The 15,963-nt window shown below is 71.3% G+C and carries 13 protein-coding genes, 1 tRNA gene and 1 pseudogene; 9 read left to right on the top strand and 6 right to left on the bottom strand.

Annotated elements, in window-relative coordinates:
* Positions 1 to 120: 120 nt before the first annotated feature.
* The 5 genes from E4F61_RS05780 to E4F61_RS05760 all read left to right on the top strand — a co-directional run bounded on the left by E4F61_RS05780 (position 121) and on the right by E4F61_RS05760 (position 6,779).
* On the top strand, positions 121 to 2,490 hold the full coding sequence (locus tag E4F61_RS05780; protein WP_133478719.1) for a heavy metal translocating P-type ATPase: 2,370 nt from the start codon (positions 121 to 123) through the stop codon (positions 2,488 to 2,490).
* A gap of 9 nt (positions 2,491 to 2,499) precedes the next feature.
* Positions 2,500 to 2,916, top strand: a complete 417-nt coding sequence (locus E4F61_RS05775; RefSeq protein WP_133478718.1) for a CopL family metal-binding regulatory protein — start codon at positions 2,500 to 2,502, stop codon at positions 2,914 to 2,916.
* Positions 2,917 to 3,017: 101 nt separating this feature from the next.
* The gene (locus tag E4F61_RS05770) at positions 3,018 to 4,898 is read left to right on the top strand and encodes a copper resistance system multicopper oxidase (protein WP_133478717.1); all 1,881 of its coding nucleotides are present in this window, start codon (positions 3,018 to 3,020) and stop codon (positions 4,896 to 4,898) included.
* Between the two features lie 206 nt (positions 4,899 to 5,104).
* Positions 5,105 to 6,073 carry a copper resistance protein B gene (locus E4F61_RS05765; RefSeq protein WP_238382812.1) on the top strand — a complete coding sequence of 323 codons (969 nt, stop codon included), beginning with the start codon at positions 5,105 to 5,107 and terminating at the stop codon, positions 6,071 to 6,073.
* Entirely contained in the window at positions 6,018 to 6,779 is a 762-nt protein-coding gene (locus E4F61_RS05760; RefSeq protein ID WP_238382811.1) for a protein tyrosine phosphatase family protein, read from the top strand. The genes E4F61_RS05765 and E4F61_RS05760 overlap by 56 nt, the downstream gene beginning before the upstream one ends.
* Positions 6,780 to 7,167: 388 nt before the next feature.
* Here E4F61_RS05760 and E4F61_RS05755 read toward each other — a convergent pair whose 3' ends face one another.
* Positions 7,168 to 7,914, bottom strand: coding sequence for a hypothetical protein (locus E4F61_RS05755; RefSeq protein ID WP_133478758.1), 747 nt, complete (start codon positions 7,912 to 7,914; stop codon positions 7,168 to 7,170).
* A 155-nt stretch (positions 7,915 to 8,069) separates the two neighbouring features.
* On the opposite strand from E4F61_RS05755, the gene metX reads away from it, so the two are divergent.
* From metX to E4F61_RS05740, 3 genes are all read left to right on the top strand, one after another.
* Complete coding sequence (metX, locus tag E4F61_RS05750) at positions 8,070 to 9,239, top strand: homoserine O-acetyltransferase MetX (protein ID WP_133478715.1); 1,170 nt, start codon at positions 8,070 to 8,072, stop codon at positions 9,237 to 9,239.
* A complete protein-coding gene (locus E4F61_RS05745) occupies positions 9,236 to 9,829 on the top strand; it encodes a cysteine dioxygenase family protein (protein WP_133478714.1) in 594 nt (197 codons plus the stop codon). The genes metX and E4F61_RS05745 overlap by 4 nt, the downstream gene beginning before the upstream one ends.
* Positions 9,830 to 9,882: 53 nt before the next feature.
* Positions 9,883 to 9,969 (top strand) — tRNA-Leu (locus E4F61_RS05740).
* A 55-nt stretch (positions 9,970 to 10,024) separates the two neighbouring features.
* Here the strand turns inward: E4F61_RS05740 and E4F61_RS05735 are convergent.
* The 5 genes and pseudogenes from E4F61_RS05735 to smc form a co-directional block, all read right to left on the bottom strand.
* Positions 10,025 to 10,276 carry a hypothetical protein gene (locus E4F61_RS05735; protein ID WP_133478713.1) on the bottom strand — a complete coding sequence of 84 codons (252 nt, stop codon included), beginning with the start codon at positions 10,274 to 10,276 and terminating at the stop codon, positions 10,025 to 10,027.
* 75 nt (positions 10,277 to 10,351) lie between these two features.
* Positions 10,352 to 10,867, bottom strand: a complete 516-nt coding sequence (locus tag E4F61_RS05730; protein WP_133478712.1) for a hypothetical protein — start codon at positions 10,865 to 10,867, stop codon at positions 10,352 to 10,354.
* A gap of 6 nt (positions 10,868 to 10,873) precedes the next feature.
* Positions 10,874 to 11,068: a PspC domain-containing protein gene (locus E4F61_RS05725; RefSeq protein ID WP_133478711.1), complete on the bottom strand. Its 195-nt coding sequence runs from the start codon at positions 11,066 to 11,068 to the stop codon at positions 10,874 to 10,876.
* Between the two features lie 63 nt (positions 11,069 to 11,131).
* Positions 11,132 to 11,862 (bottom strand): annotated as a pseudogene (gene zipA / locus E4F61_RS05720) (cell division protein ZipA).
* A 16-nt stretch (positions 11,863 to 11,878) separates the two neighbouring features.
* Positions 11,879 to 15,382 (bottom strand): chromosome segregation protein SMC, encoded by a 3,504-nt coding sequence (smc, locus tag E4F61_RS05715; RefSeq protein WP_133478710.1) that lies wholly within the window; start codon positions 15,380 to 15,382, stop codon positions 11,879 to 11,881.
* A 157-nt stretch (positions 15,383 to 15,539) separates the two neighbouring features.
* Between smc and E4F61_RS05710 the strand changes: the two genes are divergently transcribed.
* Positions 15,540 to 15,963, top strand: a 424-nt coding sequence (locus tag E4F61_RS05710; protein WP_202908954.1) for a 6-phosphogluconolactonase, incomplete at its 3' end; no start/stop codon positions are given.

The following is a 15,963-nucleotide window of genomic DNA, read 5'->3' as shown; positions in this document are numbered from 1 at the left end:
ATCGGGCGCGATGCGGCACGCACGGTGTCCGCGCGTCCACCTGATCGGCGTCAATCCGCCGCGCACGCCGCCGGTCCACCATGGCGCCATCCGCGAACACACCGGCATCGAAACGCCTCCATGACCCATCCCCGCACCGCCGAGCCCGACCGCGCCGCCGACACCGGGCGCGACCCGGTCTGCGGCATGCGCGTCGATCCGGCCCGCACGCCGTACCACGCCTCGTACGGGGGCCTCGACTACGCGTTCTGCTCGCCGCGATGCCGGGACCGTTTCCTGGCCGATCCCGGCGCCTTCGTGGCCGCTCGGTCCGCCGCGCCGGCCGCGGTCGTGGTCGCGACCGGCACCGTCTACACCTGCCCGATGCATCCGCAGATCCGCCAGCCAGGCCCGGGCAGCTGCCCGATCTGCGGCATGGCGCTCGAGCCGGCGCTGCCGGCGCCGGGCGACGAGGACAACCCCGAGCTGCGCGACTTCAGCCGGCGCTTCGCGTGGACGCTGCCGCTGACGATCCTCGTGCTGCTGCTCGCCATGCTCGGGCACGGGCTGCGCTGGCCGTCGCCGGCGGTGCGCAGCTGGATCGAGCTGCTGCTCGCGACGCCCGTGGTCGCGTGGGCGGGCGCGCCGTTCTTCCTGCGCTGCCTGCAGTCGATCCGGCGCCGCAGCCCGAACATGTGGACGCTGATCGGCCTCGGCGTGGCCGCCGCCTACCTGTACAGCGTGGCCGCGACGATCGCACCGGGCGCGTTCCCCACGTCCTTCCGTGAGCACGGCCGCGTCGGCGTCTACTTCGAGGCGGCCGCGGTGATCGTGTCGCTGACGCTGCTCGGTCAGGTGCTGGAGCTGCGGGCACGCTCCAAGACGTCCGCCGCCATCCGCGCGCTGCTCGGGCTCGCACCGAAGACCGCGCGCCGCCTGCGTGACGACGGTGCCGAAGAGGACGTTCCGCTTTCGCATGTGCACGTCGGCGATCGATTGCGCGTGCGGCCCGGCGAGAAGGTGCCTGTCGATGGCACCGTGCTGGAAGGGCGGTCGAGCGTCGACGAATCGATGCTGACCGGCGAGCCGATGCCGGTGGGGAAGGGGGAGGGCGCGAAGGTCTTCGGCGCGACGCTCAACGGCACCGGCAGCCTCGTGATCCGCGCCGACCAGGTGGGAAGCGCGACCGTGCTGTCGCAGATCGTGCAGATGGTCGCGCAGGCGCAGCGGTCGCGCGCACCCATGCAGCGGATGGCCGACCGCGTCGCCGTCGGCTTCGTGCTGGCGGTGGTGGCCGTCGCGGTGGCGACGTTCTTCGCGTGGGGCCTGCTGGGGCCGGAGCCGTCGTGGACGTATGCCGTGCTCAATGCGGTGTCGGTGCTGATCATCGCGTGCCCCTGCGCGCTGGGCCTCGCCACGCCGATGTCGATCATGGTCGCGACCGGCCGCGCGGCGGGTGCCGGCGTCCTGTTCCGCGACGCCGAGGCGATCGAGCGGCTGCGCAGCGTCGACGCGCTGGTGGTCGACAAGACCGGCACGCTCACCGAAGGGCGGCCCGCCTTCCGCGCGTCGGTGCCGGCGACGGGCGTGGACGAGGCCGAGCTTCTGCGACTGGCCGCCAGCCTCGACCAGGGCAGCGAGCACCCGCTCGGCGATGCGATCGTCGCGGAGGCGCGACGCCGCGGCCTGGCGCTATCGCCCGTGCGGGCATTCGAATCGGTGACCGGGCTCGGTGTGCACGGCGAGGTCGAAGGCCGCGCGTTGCGGCTGGGCAATCGGCGGCTGATGGAGGACGCGGGGATCGCCGTGGACCTGTCGGCGGTCGCGCTGGATGCACTGCGCAGCGAAGGTGCAAGCGTGGTGTTTCTCGCCACGGACGAAAGGCTGCTGGGCGCGATCGCGGTGGCGGACCCGATCAGGGACTCGGCGATCGACGCGGTCGCGGCATTGCGCGCGGACGGCGTCCGCATCGTGATGGCGACGGGCGATGCGGACACCACCGCGCACGCCGTTGGCCGACGGCTCGGCATCGACGAGGTGTACGGCGACGTCCGTCCGCAGGACAAGGTCGCACTGGTGCGGCGGCTCAGGTCGCAGGGCCGCACCGTCGCGATGGCGGGCGACGGCATCAACGACGCGCCGGCGCTCGCGGCCGCGGACGTCGGCATCGCAATGGGCACGGGCACCGACGTGGCGATGTCCACCGCGCAGGTGACGCTGCTCAAGGGCGACCTTCGGCGCATCGCCACGGCCCGCGCGATCTCGGAGGCGACGGTCGCCAACATGCGGCAGAACCTGCGCTTCGCCTTCGTCTACAACGCGCTGGGCGTGCCGATCGCGGCAGGCGTGCTGTACCCGTTTACCGGCCTGCTGCTAAGCCCGATGATCGCCGCGCTCGCGATGAGCCTCAGTTCCGTGTCGGTGGTGATGAATGCGCTGCGGCTCGGTGCGGGGCAGGGGGCGTCGCCGCGTTCAGCCGCCGCCCCGCTCCGCGCGGATGCCACGGGGTAAAGTAACGACGTGAATCTCGTCGCGCTCCTGCTGCGGATCGTGCTCTGCCTGGCCCTGGTGGCGAACGGTGCAGGCGCGGCGCGCGCGTCGACCCATGTGGCCTGTGGGCACGCCGGCGCGCCACGCGATGCGGCCGCCGCGATGCACGGTCATGCGCACGACTGCTGCGATCCGGATGCGATGCCGCGGCACCACGACGCGTCGGATGGCCATGCGACGCCTCATTCGTCGTCGCACCCTTCCTCTTCGGAGGACGGCTGCGACCGCGGCGGCTGCGCGTGTCCGTGCCCGGCGCAATTGCCCATCGGCATGGCACCCGTCGGCGAAGGCCGCATCGCCGCGCGGAGCCCGCCGAGCCGCCTGCTGCCTCGGGCGAACCACGCCCCGCCGCGACTGCCGCCGCTGATACGACCTCCGATCGGCTAGGTGACGCCCGCGCCCCCGGGCGCACCGGACGCATCCGGCGTGCATGCACGCCGTGCTCTCCTACGCTCATCGAGGTGGCCATCGGCCGCCGGAGTCCAGCCATGTCCTTCCGTTTCCACCGTCCCGGCGCGGACGCCGTGCTGCCGTCGCGCCGCCGCTTCGTGCAGGGCCTCGCGCTCGGCGGGGCGTCCCTCGCGCTCGGCCTGCCCGCGCGCGGCGCCGTCGCCGGCCCACGCGTCGGCAATCCCGGGGTCCTTAGCGGCACCGAGTTCGATCTGTCCGTCGGCGAGATCGCCGTCGACTTCACGGGCCGCGCGCGGCGCGCCGTGGTCGTCAACGGAAGCCTGCCTGCGCCGCTGCTGCGCTGGCGGCAGGGCACGACGGTGAACCTCCGCGTGCGCAACGAATTGCCGCCGGGATCGATCCACGGGCACGAAACGTCGATCCACTGGCACGGCATGATCCTGCCCGCGAACATGGACGGCGTGCCCGGCATATCGTTCGACGGCATCCACCGCGGCGAGGCCTACCAGTACCGCTTCGACGTGCGGCAGCACGGCACGTACTGGTACCACAGCCACTCCGCGTTCCAGGAGCAGGCCGGCCTCTACGGCGCGATCGTGATCGATCCCGTCGAACCCGAGCCGTTCGTGTTCCAGCGCGACTACGTCGTGCTGCTGTCGGACTGGACCGACCTCGACCCGGCGCGCCTGATGTCGCGGCTGAAGCAGATGTCGGACCACGACAACCTGCACAAGCGCACCGTCGGCGACTTCGTGCGCGATGCGCGGCGGCAGGGGTTCGACGCGACGCTCGCCGACCGCGCGATGTGGGGCCGCATGCGCATGACGCCGACCGACCTGTCGGACGTCAACGCTCAGACCTACACCTACCTCATGAACGGCACGACCGGCCCGGGCAACTGGACCGGGCTGTTCCGCTCCGGCGAGAAGGTGCGGCTGCGCTTCATCAACGGTTCGTCGATGACGTATTTCGACGTTCGCATTCCCGGCCTGCTGATGACGGTGGTGGCCGCCGACGGCCAGTACGTGCATCCGGTCACCGTGGACGAGTTCCGCATCGCTACGGCGGAGACATTCGATGTGATCGTCGAGCCGTCCGGACAGGACGCCTTCACCATCTTCGCGCAGGATTCGGCGCGCACCGGCTTCGTCTCGGGCACGCTCGCCGTGCGCGACGGGCTGCGCGCGCCGGTACCGGCGCTGGATGCGCGCCCGATCCTGACCATGCAGGACATGGGCATGGCCGCGCACGACATGGGCGGCATGTCGCACGGCGCGGGCGGCGGCCACGACATGGCCGCCATGTCGCATGCGCAGGCGATGCCCGGCCACGACATGTCGACGATGTCGCACGCCTCGCAGGCGACGGGCCACGACATGGCCGGCATGGCCATGCCCGCGGGCCACGACATGGCGGCCATGCAGGGCAGGGCGATGCAGGCGCATCCGGCGAGCGAGGCCGGCAATCCGCTGGTCGACAACCAGGCGATGACGCCGACGTCGCGGCTCGAGGATCCGGGCAACGGCATGCGCACCGACGGTCGCAAGGCGCTGAGCTATTCGATGCTGCGCAGCCTGTTCGACGACCCCGACGGTCGCGAACCGGGCCGCGAGCTCGAGATCCACCTCACCGGCAACATGGAGAAGTTCGCCTGGTCGTTCAACGGCGTGAAGTTCTCCGACTCGGGCCCGCTGCGCTTCAACTACGGCGAGCGCCTGCGCATCGTGCTGGTCAACGACACGATGATGTCGCACCCGATCCACCTGCACGGCATGTGGAGCGACCTGGAGGACGACGACGGCCGGTTCCTCGTCCGCAAGCACACCGTCGACATGCAGCCCGGCAGTCGCCGCAGCTACCGCGTGCGTGCCGACGCGCTCGGCCGCTGGGCCTACCACTGCCACCTGCTGTTCCACATGGAGTCGGGAATGATGCGGGAAGTGGAGGTGCGCGAATGAGCATCCGGTATCCGACCGCTGCCTTCGTGCTCGCGATCGTCGTCGCGCCGGCGGTACATGCGCAGCACCACGCAGCGCACGCCGCAACGACCGCGCCGTCGCAGCCCGCTCCAAAGGCGACGACAGCGCGCGCGACGCTCGCACCGCCGCCCGATGCCGCGCCGTCGGCCCAGGACACCACTGACCATCCGATAGCGGAACACCATATGGAAGGGCACGACATGCGGGGTCACCGCATGGACGGCGACGAGGTGAAGAGCGGCCACCCGCCGGACCACGACATGTCCAGGCACGACATGTCCGCGATGGACCACGCCGCGATGGCGCACGGGGCCGACCAGGCGTCGGGACATGCGGGCCACGGAATGCCCGCAGGGCAGGGGGCCGACGCGCACGCCGCGCACGCCGGCATGCAGCACGACGCGACGCACCCCGGCATGCATCCGGGCGACCTGCCCGCGGGCGCCGCGCCGCGAACCGCAATTCCGGCACTGACCGACGCGGATCGCGCTGCGGCGTTTCCCGCGCTTGCCGGATCGCATGCCACGCACGACGCCATGGCGCATCGCTACGTGCTGATCGATCGCCTGGAGGCGCGCGGCGCGGGGGAGGGCGCGTGGGACGCGACGGCGTGGTACGGCGGCGATCTGCACCGCCTGTGGCTACGCAGCGAAGGCATCGTTGCGGACGGACGCATCGACCACGGCAGCATCGAGGCGCTGTACGGCCGCTCGATCACTCCGTGGTGGGACGTCGTGGCCGGCGTACGCGCCGACGACGGCGACGGGCCGGGCCGGGCGTTCGCCGCGTTCGGCGTGCAGGGCCTGGCGCCGTACAAGATCGAGGTACAGGCGACCGCCTATGTCGGCCGCGGACGCGCGGCCGCGCGCCTCGAGGCCGAGTACGAAACGCTGGTCACCAACCGGCTGATCCTGCAGTGGCGTTCGGAAGCGAACCTCTACGGCGGACGTGACGACGCCGCGCGGCACCTCGGCACCGGCCTGTCGACTGTCGACGCCGGCGCACGGCTGCGTTACGAGGTCACGCGGCGGTTCGCGCCGTACATCGGCGTCGAAGTCGAACGCGCGTTCGGCGATACCGCGGCTTTTCGGCGGGCCGATGGTCTCGACGTGCAGGAAACCCGCGTCGTCGCGGGCGTCCGGCTTTGGTTCTGATGACACGAGCGACCGGAATTTCGCGACTTTCGCGGAACCCGTCGCATGTGTCGCAGGGTCGCCACGCGCTCGATGCGGCGCCGACCGGTGGCAACGTGCCTGCCCGGCGTTCGCCGCCGGGCCGACAAGGACCACAATCGCGCAACGCAGGCGTGCGCCGACGCCGAAGGAGAAAGGCATGAAGTCCGTTTATGCGCCGGTACTGCTCGCGACCCTCATTGCGATCGGCTGCAGCGGCGCGGCCCTGCGCACGAAGGTGCCGCCCGTGACCAACGCGGTGTCGCCCGCGCGGGGCGTCGTCGCCGCCGGACGCATCGCGCCCGGGGACATCGTCAGCCTGAAGGCCGCCGGCATCCGTCAGGTGGTCGACCTGACGCCCGACGACGAAACGCCGGACTTCGACGAGGCGACCGCCGTGCGCGCCAACGGGCTCGGCTACGCGAACCTGCCGCTGCGAGGCGCCGCTGACCTGACGCGCGGAAACGTCGTGGCATTCGATGCGTTGCTGCGCGCGTCGCCGAAACCCGTGCTGGTGCACTGCGCGAGCGGCAACCGCGTCGGCGCCATGGCCGCGCTCCGGGCCGCCTGGGTCGAAGGCAGGCCGGCGGATGAGGCGATCGAGATCGGGAAGCGCTGGGGCCTGAAGGGACTGGAAGGCGAAGTGCGGCGGAGGATCGAAGCGTCTTCGGCGTACGGCCGGGATTGACGGGTCGAGGCTGGCCCGGCGGGCCTCAATCCCGACTTCTGTGACTTCGCATAATGCCTATTATGTTATCGGCCGCAACGGCTGACGCTGTCTTGACCGCGGCCCGGCTGAAACCGCTGCCGGTCGGCGTTCGCAGCTGCCGCTAGCGCCTCGCTGTTGGCTCCGCCCGACAGTACCCCTCGGGGCCCTCACATTGGCGCGGAGCGCAGGCGAACCCTCGGCATGTCTATCGAGCGTCGACAAACGGTGCGTTACGGCATTCCGCGCGCGCGAGGTCCAAACAGCGCTCTTGGCATGCAACTCCGCGGCGCCCCTCTCCCGCGACAAGCTCGGCACTCACAAAACGACGCGGCCGGCATTCGCCGGCCGCGTTGCGTGCTTCCAGAGTTCAGCGGCCGTCGCGGTCCGCGTCGCCCGGCATGATGCGCTCGACGCCGTGCCACGCGTCGCGCACCGCCTCCTTGGCGTCGGTCCAGGCCAAGCGCGACGTGCCGCGCGCCGATTCCCAGCCGCGCTCCAGCTCGCGCTCGGTGTTGTCGTCCCACTGGCCGTTCGCCGACTGGCTACGGGCGTAGGTGCCGTAGCGGTACGCAGGCTTGTAGTCGTCGAAGCTGTAGTCCGGCTTGTAGTAGTCGGCCTGGTTGAAGCGCTGCTCGTAGTAGCGGTCGGATGCGTCGTACGTGCGATAGGTGCGGTCGCTGCGATCCCACGCATCGCGGATCGGCTCACGCGCCTTGTCCCAGGCCAGGCGCGACTCGCCCTTGGCCTTTTCCCAGCCCGACTGCAGGCGGCTCTCGGCGCGGCCCCACGCCTCGTTGCGGTTCTCGTTGCGCGCCTCGGTGCCGTAGCGGTACGCCGGCGCGTAGTCGCGGTCGTAGTCGTACTGGCCGTCGTAGTACGGCCGCGTCGTGGCTTCGCTACGCCACGCCTCGGTTTCGCCCGTGGGATCGACGCGCTCGGCCGCGGAATGGCCGACCGCCGCGCCGGCGACCGTGCCGATCGCGCCGCCGACCAGCGTGCCGATCGGTCCGAACACGCTGCCGATCGCTGCACCCACCGCGGCACCGCCGACGCCGCCCACGCCGGTCCCGACCGGATGCGAGCCCGGCGCGCCCGAGATCGGATCGCGGTTCATGTCGTTCGTGTCGTTCGGCTTGTTGGCCACGGCCCTGCTCCTTCTGGAATGGAACCCCACTCTGCAACCCGCCGCGTGTAGCGCCGGTTCAAGCGGCCGTTTGGCGCCCGGCGGCCGCGGGCAGGCACAATTGCGCCCGTGCAATGGACCTCGCCATGACCGAATTCATCCCGCCGGGATCGCGCTTCGTCGACCTGCCCTCGCCGTTCCCGATGAAGCGCGGCGGCGAACTGCACGGCGCCCGCATGGCGTACGAGACCTGGGGCGAGCTCGACGCCGCCGGCGACAACGCGATCCTGATCCTCACCGGCCTGTCGCCGGACGCGCATGCCGCGTCGAGTCCTGCGGATCCCACGCCCGGCTGGTGGGAAGCGATGCTGGGCCCGGGAAAGCCGATCGATACCGATCGCTGGCACGTCATCTGCGTCAACACGCTCGGCAGCTGCAAGGGGTCGACGGGGCCGGCCTCCCCCCTGCCGGACGGCAGCGGGCCGTACCGGCTCGAGTTTCCGCCGCTGTCGGTCGAGGACTGCGCCGATGCCGCCGCACACGTCGTGCGTGCGCTCGGGATCGGGCAACTGGCCTGCGTCATCGGCAACTCGATGGGCGGCATGGTCGCCCTCGCCTTCCTCCAGCGGCATCCCGGCCTCGCCCGCCACCACGTCAACATCTCCGGGGCCGCCCGCGCGCTGCCGTTCTCGATCGCGATCCGTTCGCTGCAGCGCGAGGCGATCCGCCTCGACCCGAGCTGGAACGGCGGGCGCTACGACGACGCGACCTATCCGGAATCGGGCATGCGGATGGCGCGCAAGCTCGGCGTCATCACGTACCGCTCCGCGCTGGAGTGGGACGGCCGATTCGGCCGCGTGCGGCTCGAGTCCGACCGTGCGGGCGAGGATCCGTTCGGCCTAGAGTTCGAGGTCGAGAGCTACCTGGAGGCGCATGCGCGCCGCTTCGTGCGCCGTTTCGACCCGAACTGCTACCTCTACCTGAGCCGTGCGATGGACTGGTTCGACATCGGCGACTACTGCGCAGGCCGCTGCGGCGACAGCCACACGGACACGCTGGCCGCGCTCGCCTCGATCCCGCTCGGGAAGGCGCTGGTCATCGGCGTGCAGACGGACATCCTCTTCCCGCTGCAGCAGCAGGAGGAAATCGCCGCGGGCCTCGCTCAGGGCGGCACCGACGCGCGCTTCCTGCCGCTGGAATCGCCGCAGGGCCACGACGCGTTCCTCGTGGATTTCGCCCGTTTCGGGCCCGCAGTGGGCGGTTTCCTCGACACGCTGCGGACGCCGCGGACCGCCGGGGCTAGAATCGACGCATGAACGCCGCCGCTCTCCCCGACGTCTCGTTTCCCGGCCACGACAAGATGATCGCGTCGCTCGACGCCGCGGTGTCGCGCGGGGACTGCCAGTCGGTCACGCGCGCCGTGCGCCAGGCGCTGTGCGAACTCATCCGCGACCGCGAGGTCGAGTTGCCCGCCTGCGTCTACGAGCCCATCAGCGACCACTACGCGCGGCGCGAGCTCTACCGCAGCCCGCTGCACGGCTACAGCGTCGTCGCCATGACGTGGGGGCCCGGCCAGGGCACCCCGGTGCACGACCACTCGGGCCTCTGGTGCGTCGAAGGCGTGTGGGACGGCGAGCTCGACATCACGCAGTACGAGCTGCTGGAGCGTGACGGCGAGCGGTTCCGCTTCCGCCCCGCCGGCGGCATCCAGGCCGGTCCGGGCAGCGCGGGCAGCCTGATTCCGCCGCACGAGTACCACACCATCCGGAACGCCAGCGACGATCGCGTCGCCATCTCGCTGCATATCTACAAGGCCGAGATGCAGTGCTGCTCGACGTTCGCGCCCAGCGAGGGCGAGTGGTACGTCCGCAACGACCGCACGCTCGAAACGGACGAGGCCGCGTAAGCGGGCCAGACCGCGCGCCGGCGCATTTGACCGCGGCTATACTTCGCGTCCGCGCCGGAATGGCGGAATCGGTAGACGCAGCGGACTCAAAATCCGCCGCCCTTAAAAGCGTGTGGGTTCGAGTCCCACTTCCGGCACCAGAAGCCCCGCGACGACGGGGCTTTCTCGTTGCGCCGCCGGGTTCACGCGCCGCGCTCAGACCAGTTCCGACACCGTGGCCAGGCGCAGCAGCTGCTCACCGGTCTCCCGCCGGACGACCGCGTACGACTGGCGGTCGAGGTCGCCGAGCACGCGATTCCAGACGGGATCCTCCGCCGGGCATGGTGCGTCGAAGCGCGCGACGAGCACGAGCGGACCGTGCCGCGCCTGCGCATCGCGGGAAGCGACCAGGCAATCCGGTACGAGCACGTACGCGCCGTCGGGTCGTCGGTAAGCCTTGAAGTCCATTGCTGCCCTCCGTGTCGCGACGCGACGCAGCAGCCCCCTGTGCAATCGACGTTACCGCTGCAACGAATCCGCTGATCACCGTTCGTCGGCGTTGCGCACGGACATCGGCGGCGTCGGCCAGGGCCACCAGCCGCGCCCCGTCGCGGCATAGCGGTCCGCGGCGCGCTCGAACCGGTTGCGCACGCCGATGCCGCCACAGACGAGGTAGACGGGCAGGAAGAGCGGGCCGAGCACGAGGTACTGGTAGACGTGCGCGCGCTCATGGGCCGCGAGCTGGACGGGCGCCTCGACGTGCAGCCCGGCCGCGTGCGCATAGGTCACGCAGGCGACGTCGAGGTCGGCGCCGGTGTGCAGGATCACGTTGCCGAGCGTGAGCGCGCCGCCGGGGCCCCAGGGCCACGCATGGAACACGCAGGCAAGCTCCTGCCGGCGCCACTGCGGGCGCGCGCCGAACGCGAGCCCGACCGCACCGAGCAGCAGCCCGACGGCGGTGTTCGGCAGCGTCCACAGCATCCCGAGCGCGACCAGTGCACGTCGGGCCACGGCCTCGACCCGCGCGGATGCCGGGGTGTCCGCCCCTTCATCGCGCATCGCGGCTCAGTCGCTCTCCGGCATCAGCAGCCAGGCGATCAGGTAGACGAGTATGCCCGGGAACGCCGCCGAGAGCAGCGACACGAGCACGTAGATGACGCGCAGCAGCGTCGAGTTCCAGCCGTAGCGACGCGCGACGCCGCCCAGCACGCCCGCGATCATGCGGTCGTGGCGCGAACGATGGAGTCCGATGTCGGGCATGTCGGCCGCCTCCCTAAGAGACGGACCGAGTCTAGCGCCGAACCGTGATCGCGCCGTCGCCGGTCACCAACGCGTCGGGCGGGTCAGCGGCGGCGCCTCGCGCTGCCGGTCGTATGCACGCAGCTCGTCGCGGATGTGCGCGATGCGCTGGCGACCGATCGCGTTGCGCTGCTCGTCCAGCACCACGCCGTCGAGCAACTCGGCCATGCGCTGCGCGGTCGGCAGCATCGTGTCCCACGCATCCAGCGCCGAGACCGGCGCGGGCAGCGTCAGGAAGAACGCGATCGCCGGCGTCTGCAGCGACTGGATGTTCGCCATGTCGAAGCTGCCGGGCTTCATGATGTTGGCGACACTGAAGACCGGCCCGCGCTCGGGATGCCCCTCGACGAGCCGATGGAACACGCCCATGTGGCCGTAGTCGAGCCCGGCCTTTCCGCCGCGACCACGATGTCGGGCCCGTGCAGCAGCTGCCCGGCGCGCGCCGCGAGGTACAGCGTCACGATCTTGTCGAACTCCTCGGTGGTGCGCTTGCCGAGCTCGTCCGTCGCAGCGCCGCCGCGGGGCTGCAGGTCGAGCGACTCCTGCGAGGGCTCGGCGGGTGCGTCGTCCGTGGCGAGTTCGGCCTGGAGCTGCTCGCCGAGCGTCGGCTCGACCCGGCCGCCCTCCCCTCGCGCGACGCGCCGGCCCTGCCCCGGGCGGCGCGGCCGGCCGAAGAACATGATCGCGGCGACCAGCACCACGCCTGCGATCAGGATCCACACGCGCAGCATCGTTTGGTCCGAAATACTCGACATCGTGTGCTCCTGGGCGTCAGGCGGCGCCGGCGAGGCGCGCGGCTTCGGCGAGGTCGACGGACACGAGGCGGCTCACGCCCGGCTCGCGCATGGTCACGCCCATGAGCTGCCGCGCGGCCTCCATCGTGACCTTGTTGTGGGTGACGAACAGGAACTGTACCTGCTCGCTCATCTCGTTGACCATCGCCGTGAACCGGCCCACGTTGGCCTCGTCGAGCGGTGCGTCGACCTCGTCGAGCAGGCAGAACGGCGCCGGATTCAGGCGGAAGATCGCGAACACGAGCGCGACCGCGGTCATCGCCTTCTCGCCGCCGGAGAGCAGCGAGATGTTGGAGACGCGCTTGCCCGGCGGGCGCGCCATGATCGCGACGCCGGTGTCGAGCAGGTCCTCGCCGGTGAGTTCGAGGTAGGCATGACCGCCGCCGAACAGGCGCGGATACAGCTCCTGCATGCCGGAATTGACGCGGTCGAAGGTGTCCTTGAAGCGGCCCCGCGTTTCGCGGTCGATCTTGCGGATCGCGTCCTCGAGCGTCTCCAGCGCCGTGCGCAGGTCGATGTCCTGCGCGTCGAGGTAGTCCTTGCGCTGCGCGGCCTCGGCGTGTTCCGCGATCGCGGCGAGGTTGACCGGCTCGAGCCGGCGCAGCCGGGCGTCGAGTTCGGCGACGGTCCGCTCCCACACCTGCGGCTCCATCTCGTCCGTCAGCGTCGCGGTCACCTCGTCGAGGATGAAGCCGGCCTCGGCGACCGCGACCGAGAGCTGCTCGGCCTTGAGCGCGAGCGCCTGCTGCTCCAGCCGGCGCTGGCCGATGGCCTCGCGCTGCTGCAGCGCCTGTTCGTCGCGTTGCTGGCGGATGAGCTCGAAGCCGCGCAGTTCATGGTCGATGCCGTCGAGCGCGGTCCGCGCGGCGGTCAGCTTCTGCTCGGCCAGCACACGCTGCTCGAGCGCGACCTGGCGCTGCTCCTCGAGCTCGCGCACCGGCGCGTCGCCGTCCGCGAGCTGCGCGGCGAGCTCGCCCAGGCGGGAATCGAGTTGCCCGCGCTGCCCGGTCATGCGGTCCAGGGCCTGCGTCAGGCCGGCCAGCTGAGCGCGCTGCGACTCGACCGTGAGCGCAAGCGCGTGCGCCGCATCGCGGGCCTCGCGCGCGGCATTCCGCGCGCCGTCGCGCATCTCGGTAAAGCGGCGACGTTCGTTCTCCAGCTCGCCGCGCGTGTCCTCCAGCTCGGACATGCGGACGACCGCGTCCTCCTGGTTCGAGCGCGCCAGCCGCGACTGCTCGCGCGCGGACTCCAGCGTTTCGGCCAGCTGCGCGAGTTCGGCGTCGATGCGCTCGATGCGACCGCGCGCGGCGTCGACCTTGCCCTGCTGGCTCTGCAGCTGCCCGCCCAGCTCGCTGACCGCGCGATGCGCCATGTACAGGCCGCGCTGAGCGTCCTCACGGTGCTGCTCGGCGACCAGCACCTGGTCGCGAAGCTCGATCAACAGCGCGTCGAGTTCGCGCTCGCGCAGCACGAGGCCGTCGATCTCCGACCGCAGCGACTGGATCTCGCGCTCGCGCAGCAGCGCGCCCTGCGTCGCGGCGCTCGCGCGCACGACCTGCACCCAGCCGGCGCCGAGTCGCTCGCCCGATCGCGTGATGACCAGGTCGCCGGCCGGAAGACCGGAAATCATCGCGAGCGCGGAGGCGACGTCGTCCGCCCCATGCACGCGGGCGAGCATCGCGCGGATCGCGGCCGGGCCGCGCACGCGCGAGGCCAGTGACGTCGATGGATAGGCGGCATCACCGCCGTCACGCGCGACGAGCGCCAGCCTCCCCTCGCCGAGCGCATCGAGCGCCGTCGCGAGCGATTCGGGCCGGTCGACCAGCACGCCTTCGATCAACTGTCCCAACGCGGTCTCGACGGCGGTTTCCCAGCCGGCGTCGACATCGAGGGATTCGCCAACGCGCGACGCGTCCTGCAGGCCATGCGCCCGCAGCCATTCCATCGCGCGGCCCTGCTCCTGGCCCAGCGCCGCGGCCTGCAGGGCTTCAAGCCCGGAAAGCCGGCCGCGCGCGGCCTGCGTCGCCTTGCGGACATCCGCCAGCTGCGCCTGCGATTCGCGCTGGCGCTCCTGCAATGCGGAGACCGCCTGCTTGCGCTCGTCGAGCTGCTCGCTCAGCGAGTCGACCGAGAGCTTCTGCGTCTCCAGCTGCTCGACGATCGACGAAGCCGCCTCGGCGAGCGCATCGACGTCGAGGCCGGCGCGCTCGGCCGCCAGTGCCTCGCGGCGGCGTTCCGCGTCGAGGGCGATGCGGTCGAGCCCCTCGATGCGGGCCCGCTCCACGTCCGCGGCGCGCGAGGCCTCGGCCTGCGCGCGCGCGTGGGCATCCCAGCGCTGCTGCCAGTCGCCGAGCTTGGTTTCGGCATCGCGCAAGGCGTCGGCGCGCGCGATCTCCTCCTCGCGCAGCATCTCCAGGCGGGGCTCGTCGTTCTCGAGTGCGTCGCGCAGCGCATCCAGGCGGGCCTGGTCGCTGCCGATGTGGTTCGCGATCTCCGACAGCTGCGCCAGCGCCTCGTCGCGGGCGCGCTGCAGCCGGGACGACATCTCGCGCTGGTGCTGCATCTGCTGCTCGACGCGCGCCAGCGCGCCGCTGACCTCGTAGCTCTCGGCCTGCGCCCGCGAAAGATGCTCGGCGGCTTCCTCGCGCTTGACGCGGCCTTCCTCGAGCTGGCGCTCGGCCTCGCGCTGTTCGGCGATGAGCTGCTGGAGGCGTGTCTCGGCCTGCGACAGTTTCTCGCGCTGCGCCTGCACCTTGCGGTCGAGCGCGCGGAATTCGAGCGCCTTCCACTCGGCGTCCTTGACGCGGCGCTCGGCCTGGATCGCCTGGTACTGCTCGGCCTGCTTCGCCTGCCGCGCGAGGTGCTGCAACTGCTTGCCCACTTCCTCGCGGAGGTCGTTCAGGCGGTCGAGGTTCTCGCGCGTGTGGCGAATGCGCGTTTCCGTTTCCTTGCGGCGTTCCTTGTACTTGGAGATTCCGGCGGCCTCCTCCAGGTACATGCGCAGGTCCTCGGGCTTGGCGTCGATGACCTGGCTGATCATGCCCTGCTCGATGATCGAGTAGCTGCGCGGGCCGATGCCGGTGCCGAGGAACAGGTCGGTGATGTCGCGGCGGCGGCACTTCGTGCCGTTGAGGTAGTACTGGCTCTGGCCGTCGCGCGAGACCACGCGCTTGATCGAGATCTCGTTGAACGCGGCGTACTCGCCGGTGATCGTGTGGTCGGAGTTGTCGAAGATCAGCTCGACCATCGCCTGCGACACCGGCTTGCGCGCCGACGAGCCCGCGAAGATCACGTCGGTCAGCGAATCGCCGCGCAGGCGGCTGGCCGAGCTCTCGCCCATCACCCAGCGCACGGCGTCGATGATGTTCGACTTGCCGCAGCCGTTGGGGCCGACGACGCCCGTCATGTTGCCGGACAGATGGACGGTGGTCGGGTCGACGAACGACTTGAAGCCCGACAGCTTGATCGTGGAAAGACGCATTCGGCGGAGCGACCTCGGGTGCGGCGCAGGGCTCGCGGAGGGCGCCGGCCGGTGGGCCGGCGCGCGGCCCGCGAGTATAGCGGCGGTGCGACGCCGCGCCGGCCGGCCGGGCCGCCCAACGGGTGCGCCGGCGGCGTCGAGCCGTCATGATCCCGGCATGGTCTTCGGCATCCCGCCCGGAGTGCCCGCCACGGAACATCGGACGCTCCCGGCGGGCGCGCAGCTCTACCTGCACCGCGATACCCACGTCTGGACCTGGGCCGCGGCGGTAATGATCGCGGGCGAACTCCGGCGCGACCTCCAGCAACGGCCGCGGTCGCGCCTGCTGCTGTCGCCGAGCGAGTCCATGGCGCCGGTGCTGCGCGCCCTGGCGCGCGCGCCGCTGGACTGGGAGCGCGTGGACGTCGGGCTGGTCGACGAACGCTGGCTCCATCCCGACGATCCGGACAGCCACGCGGCGGCGGTGCGGCGGCACCTGCTGGTCGACCGCGCCGCGGCCGCGCGGCTCGAACCGCTGACGCTGGCGGGCCGGCGCCTCGAGGACGCGGTGGCGATCGCCAACGCGCATGCGCGGCAGGCGC

Source organism: Cognatilysobacter segetis (assembly GCF_004359965.1).
Lineage (GTDB): Bacteria > Pseudomonadota > Gammaproteobacteria > Xanthomonadales > Xanthomonadaceae > Cognatilysobacter > Cognatilysobacter segetis.
Note: the sequence above shows the minus strand (reverse complement) of the source record. Positions and strands in the feature narration are given on the sequence as shown.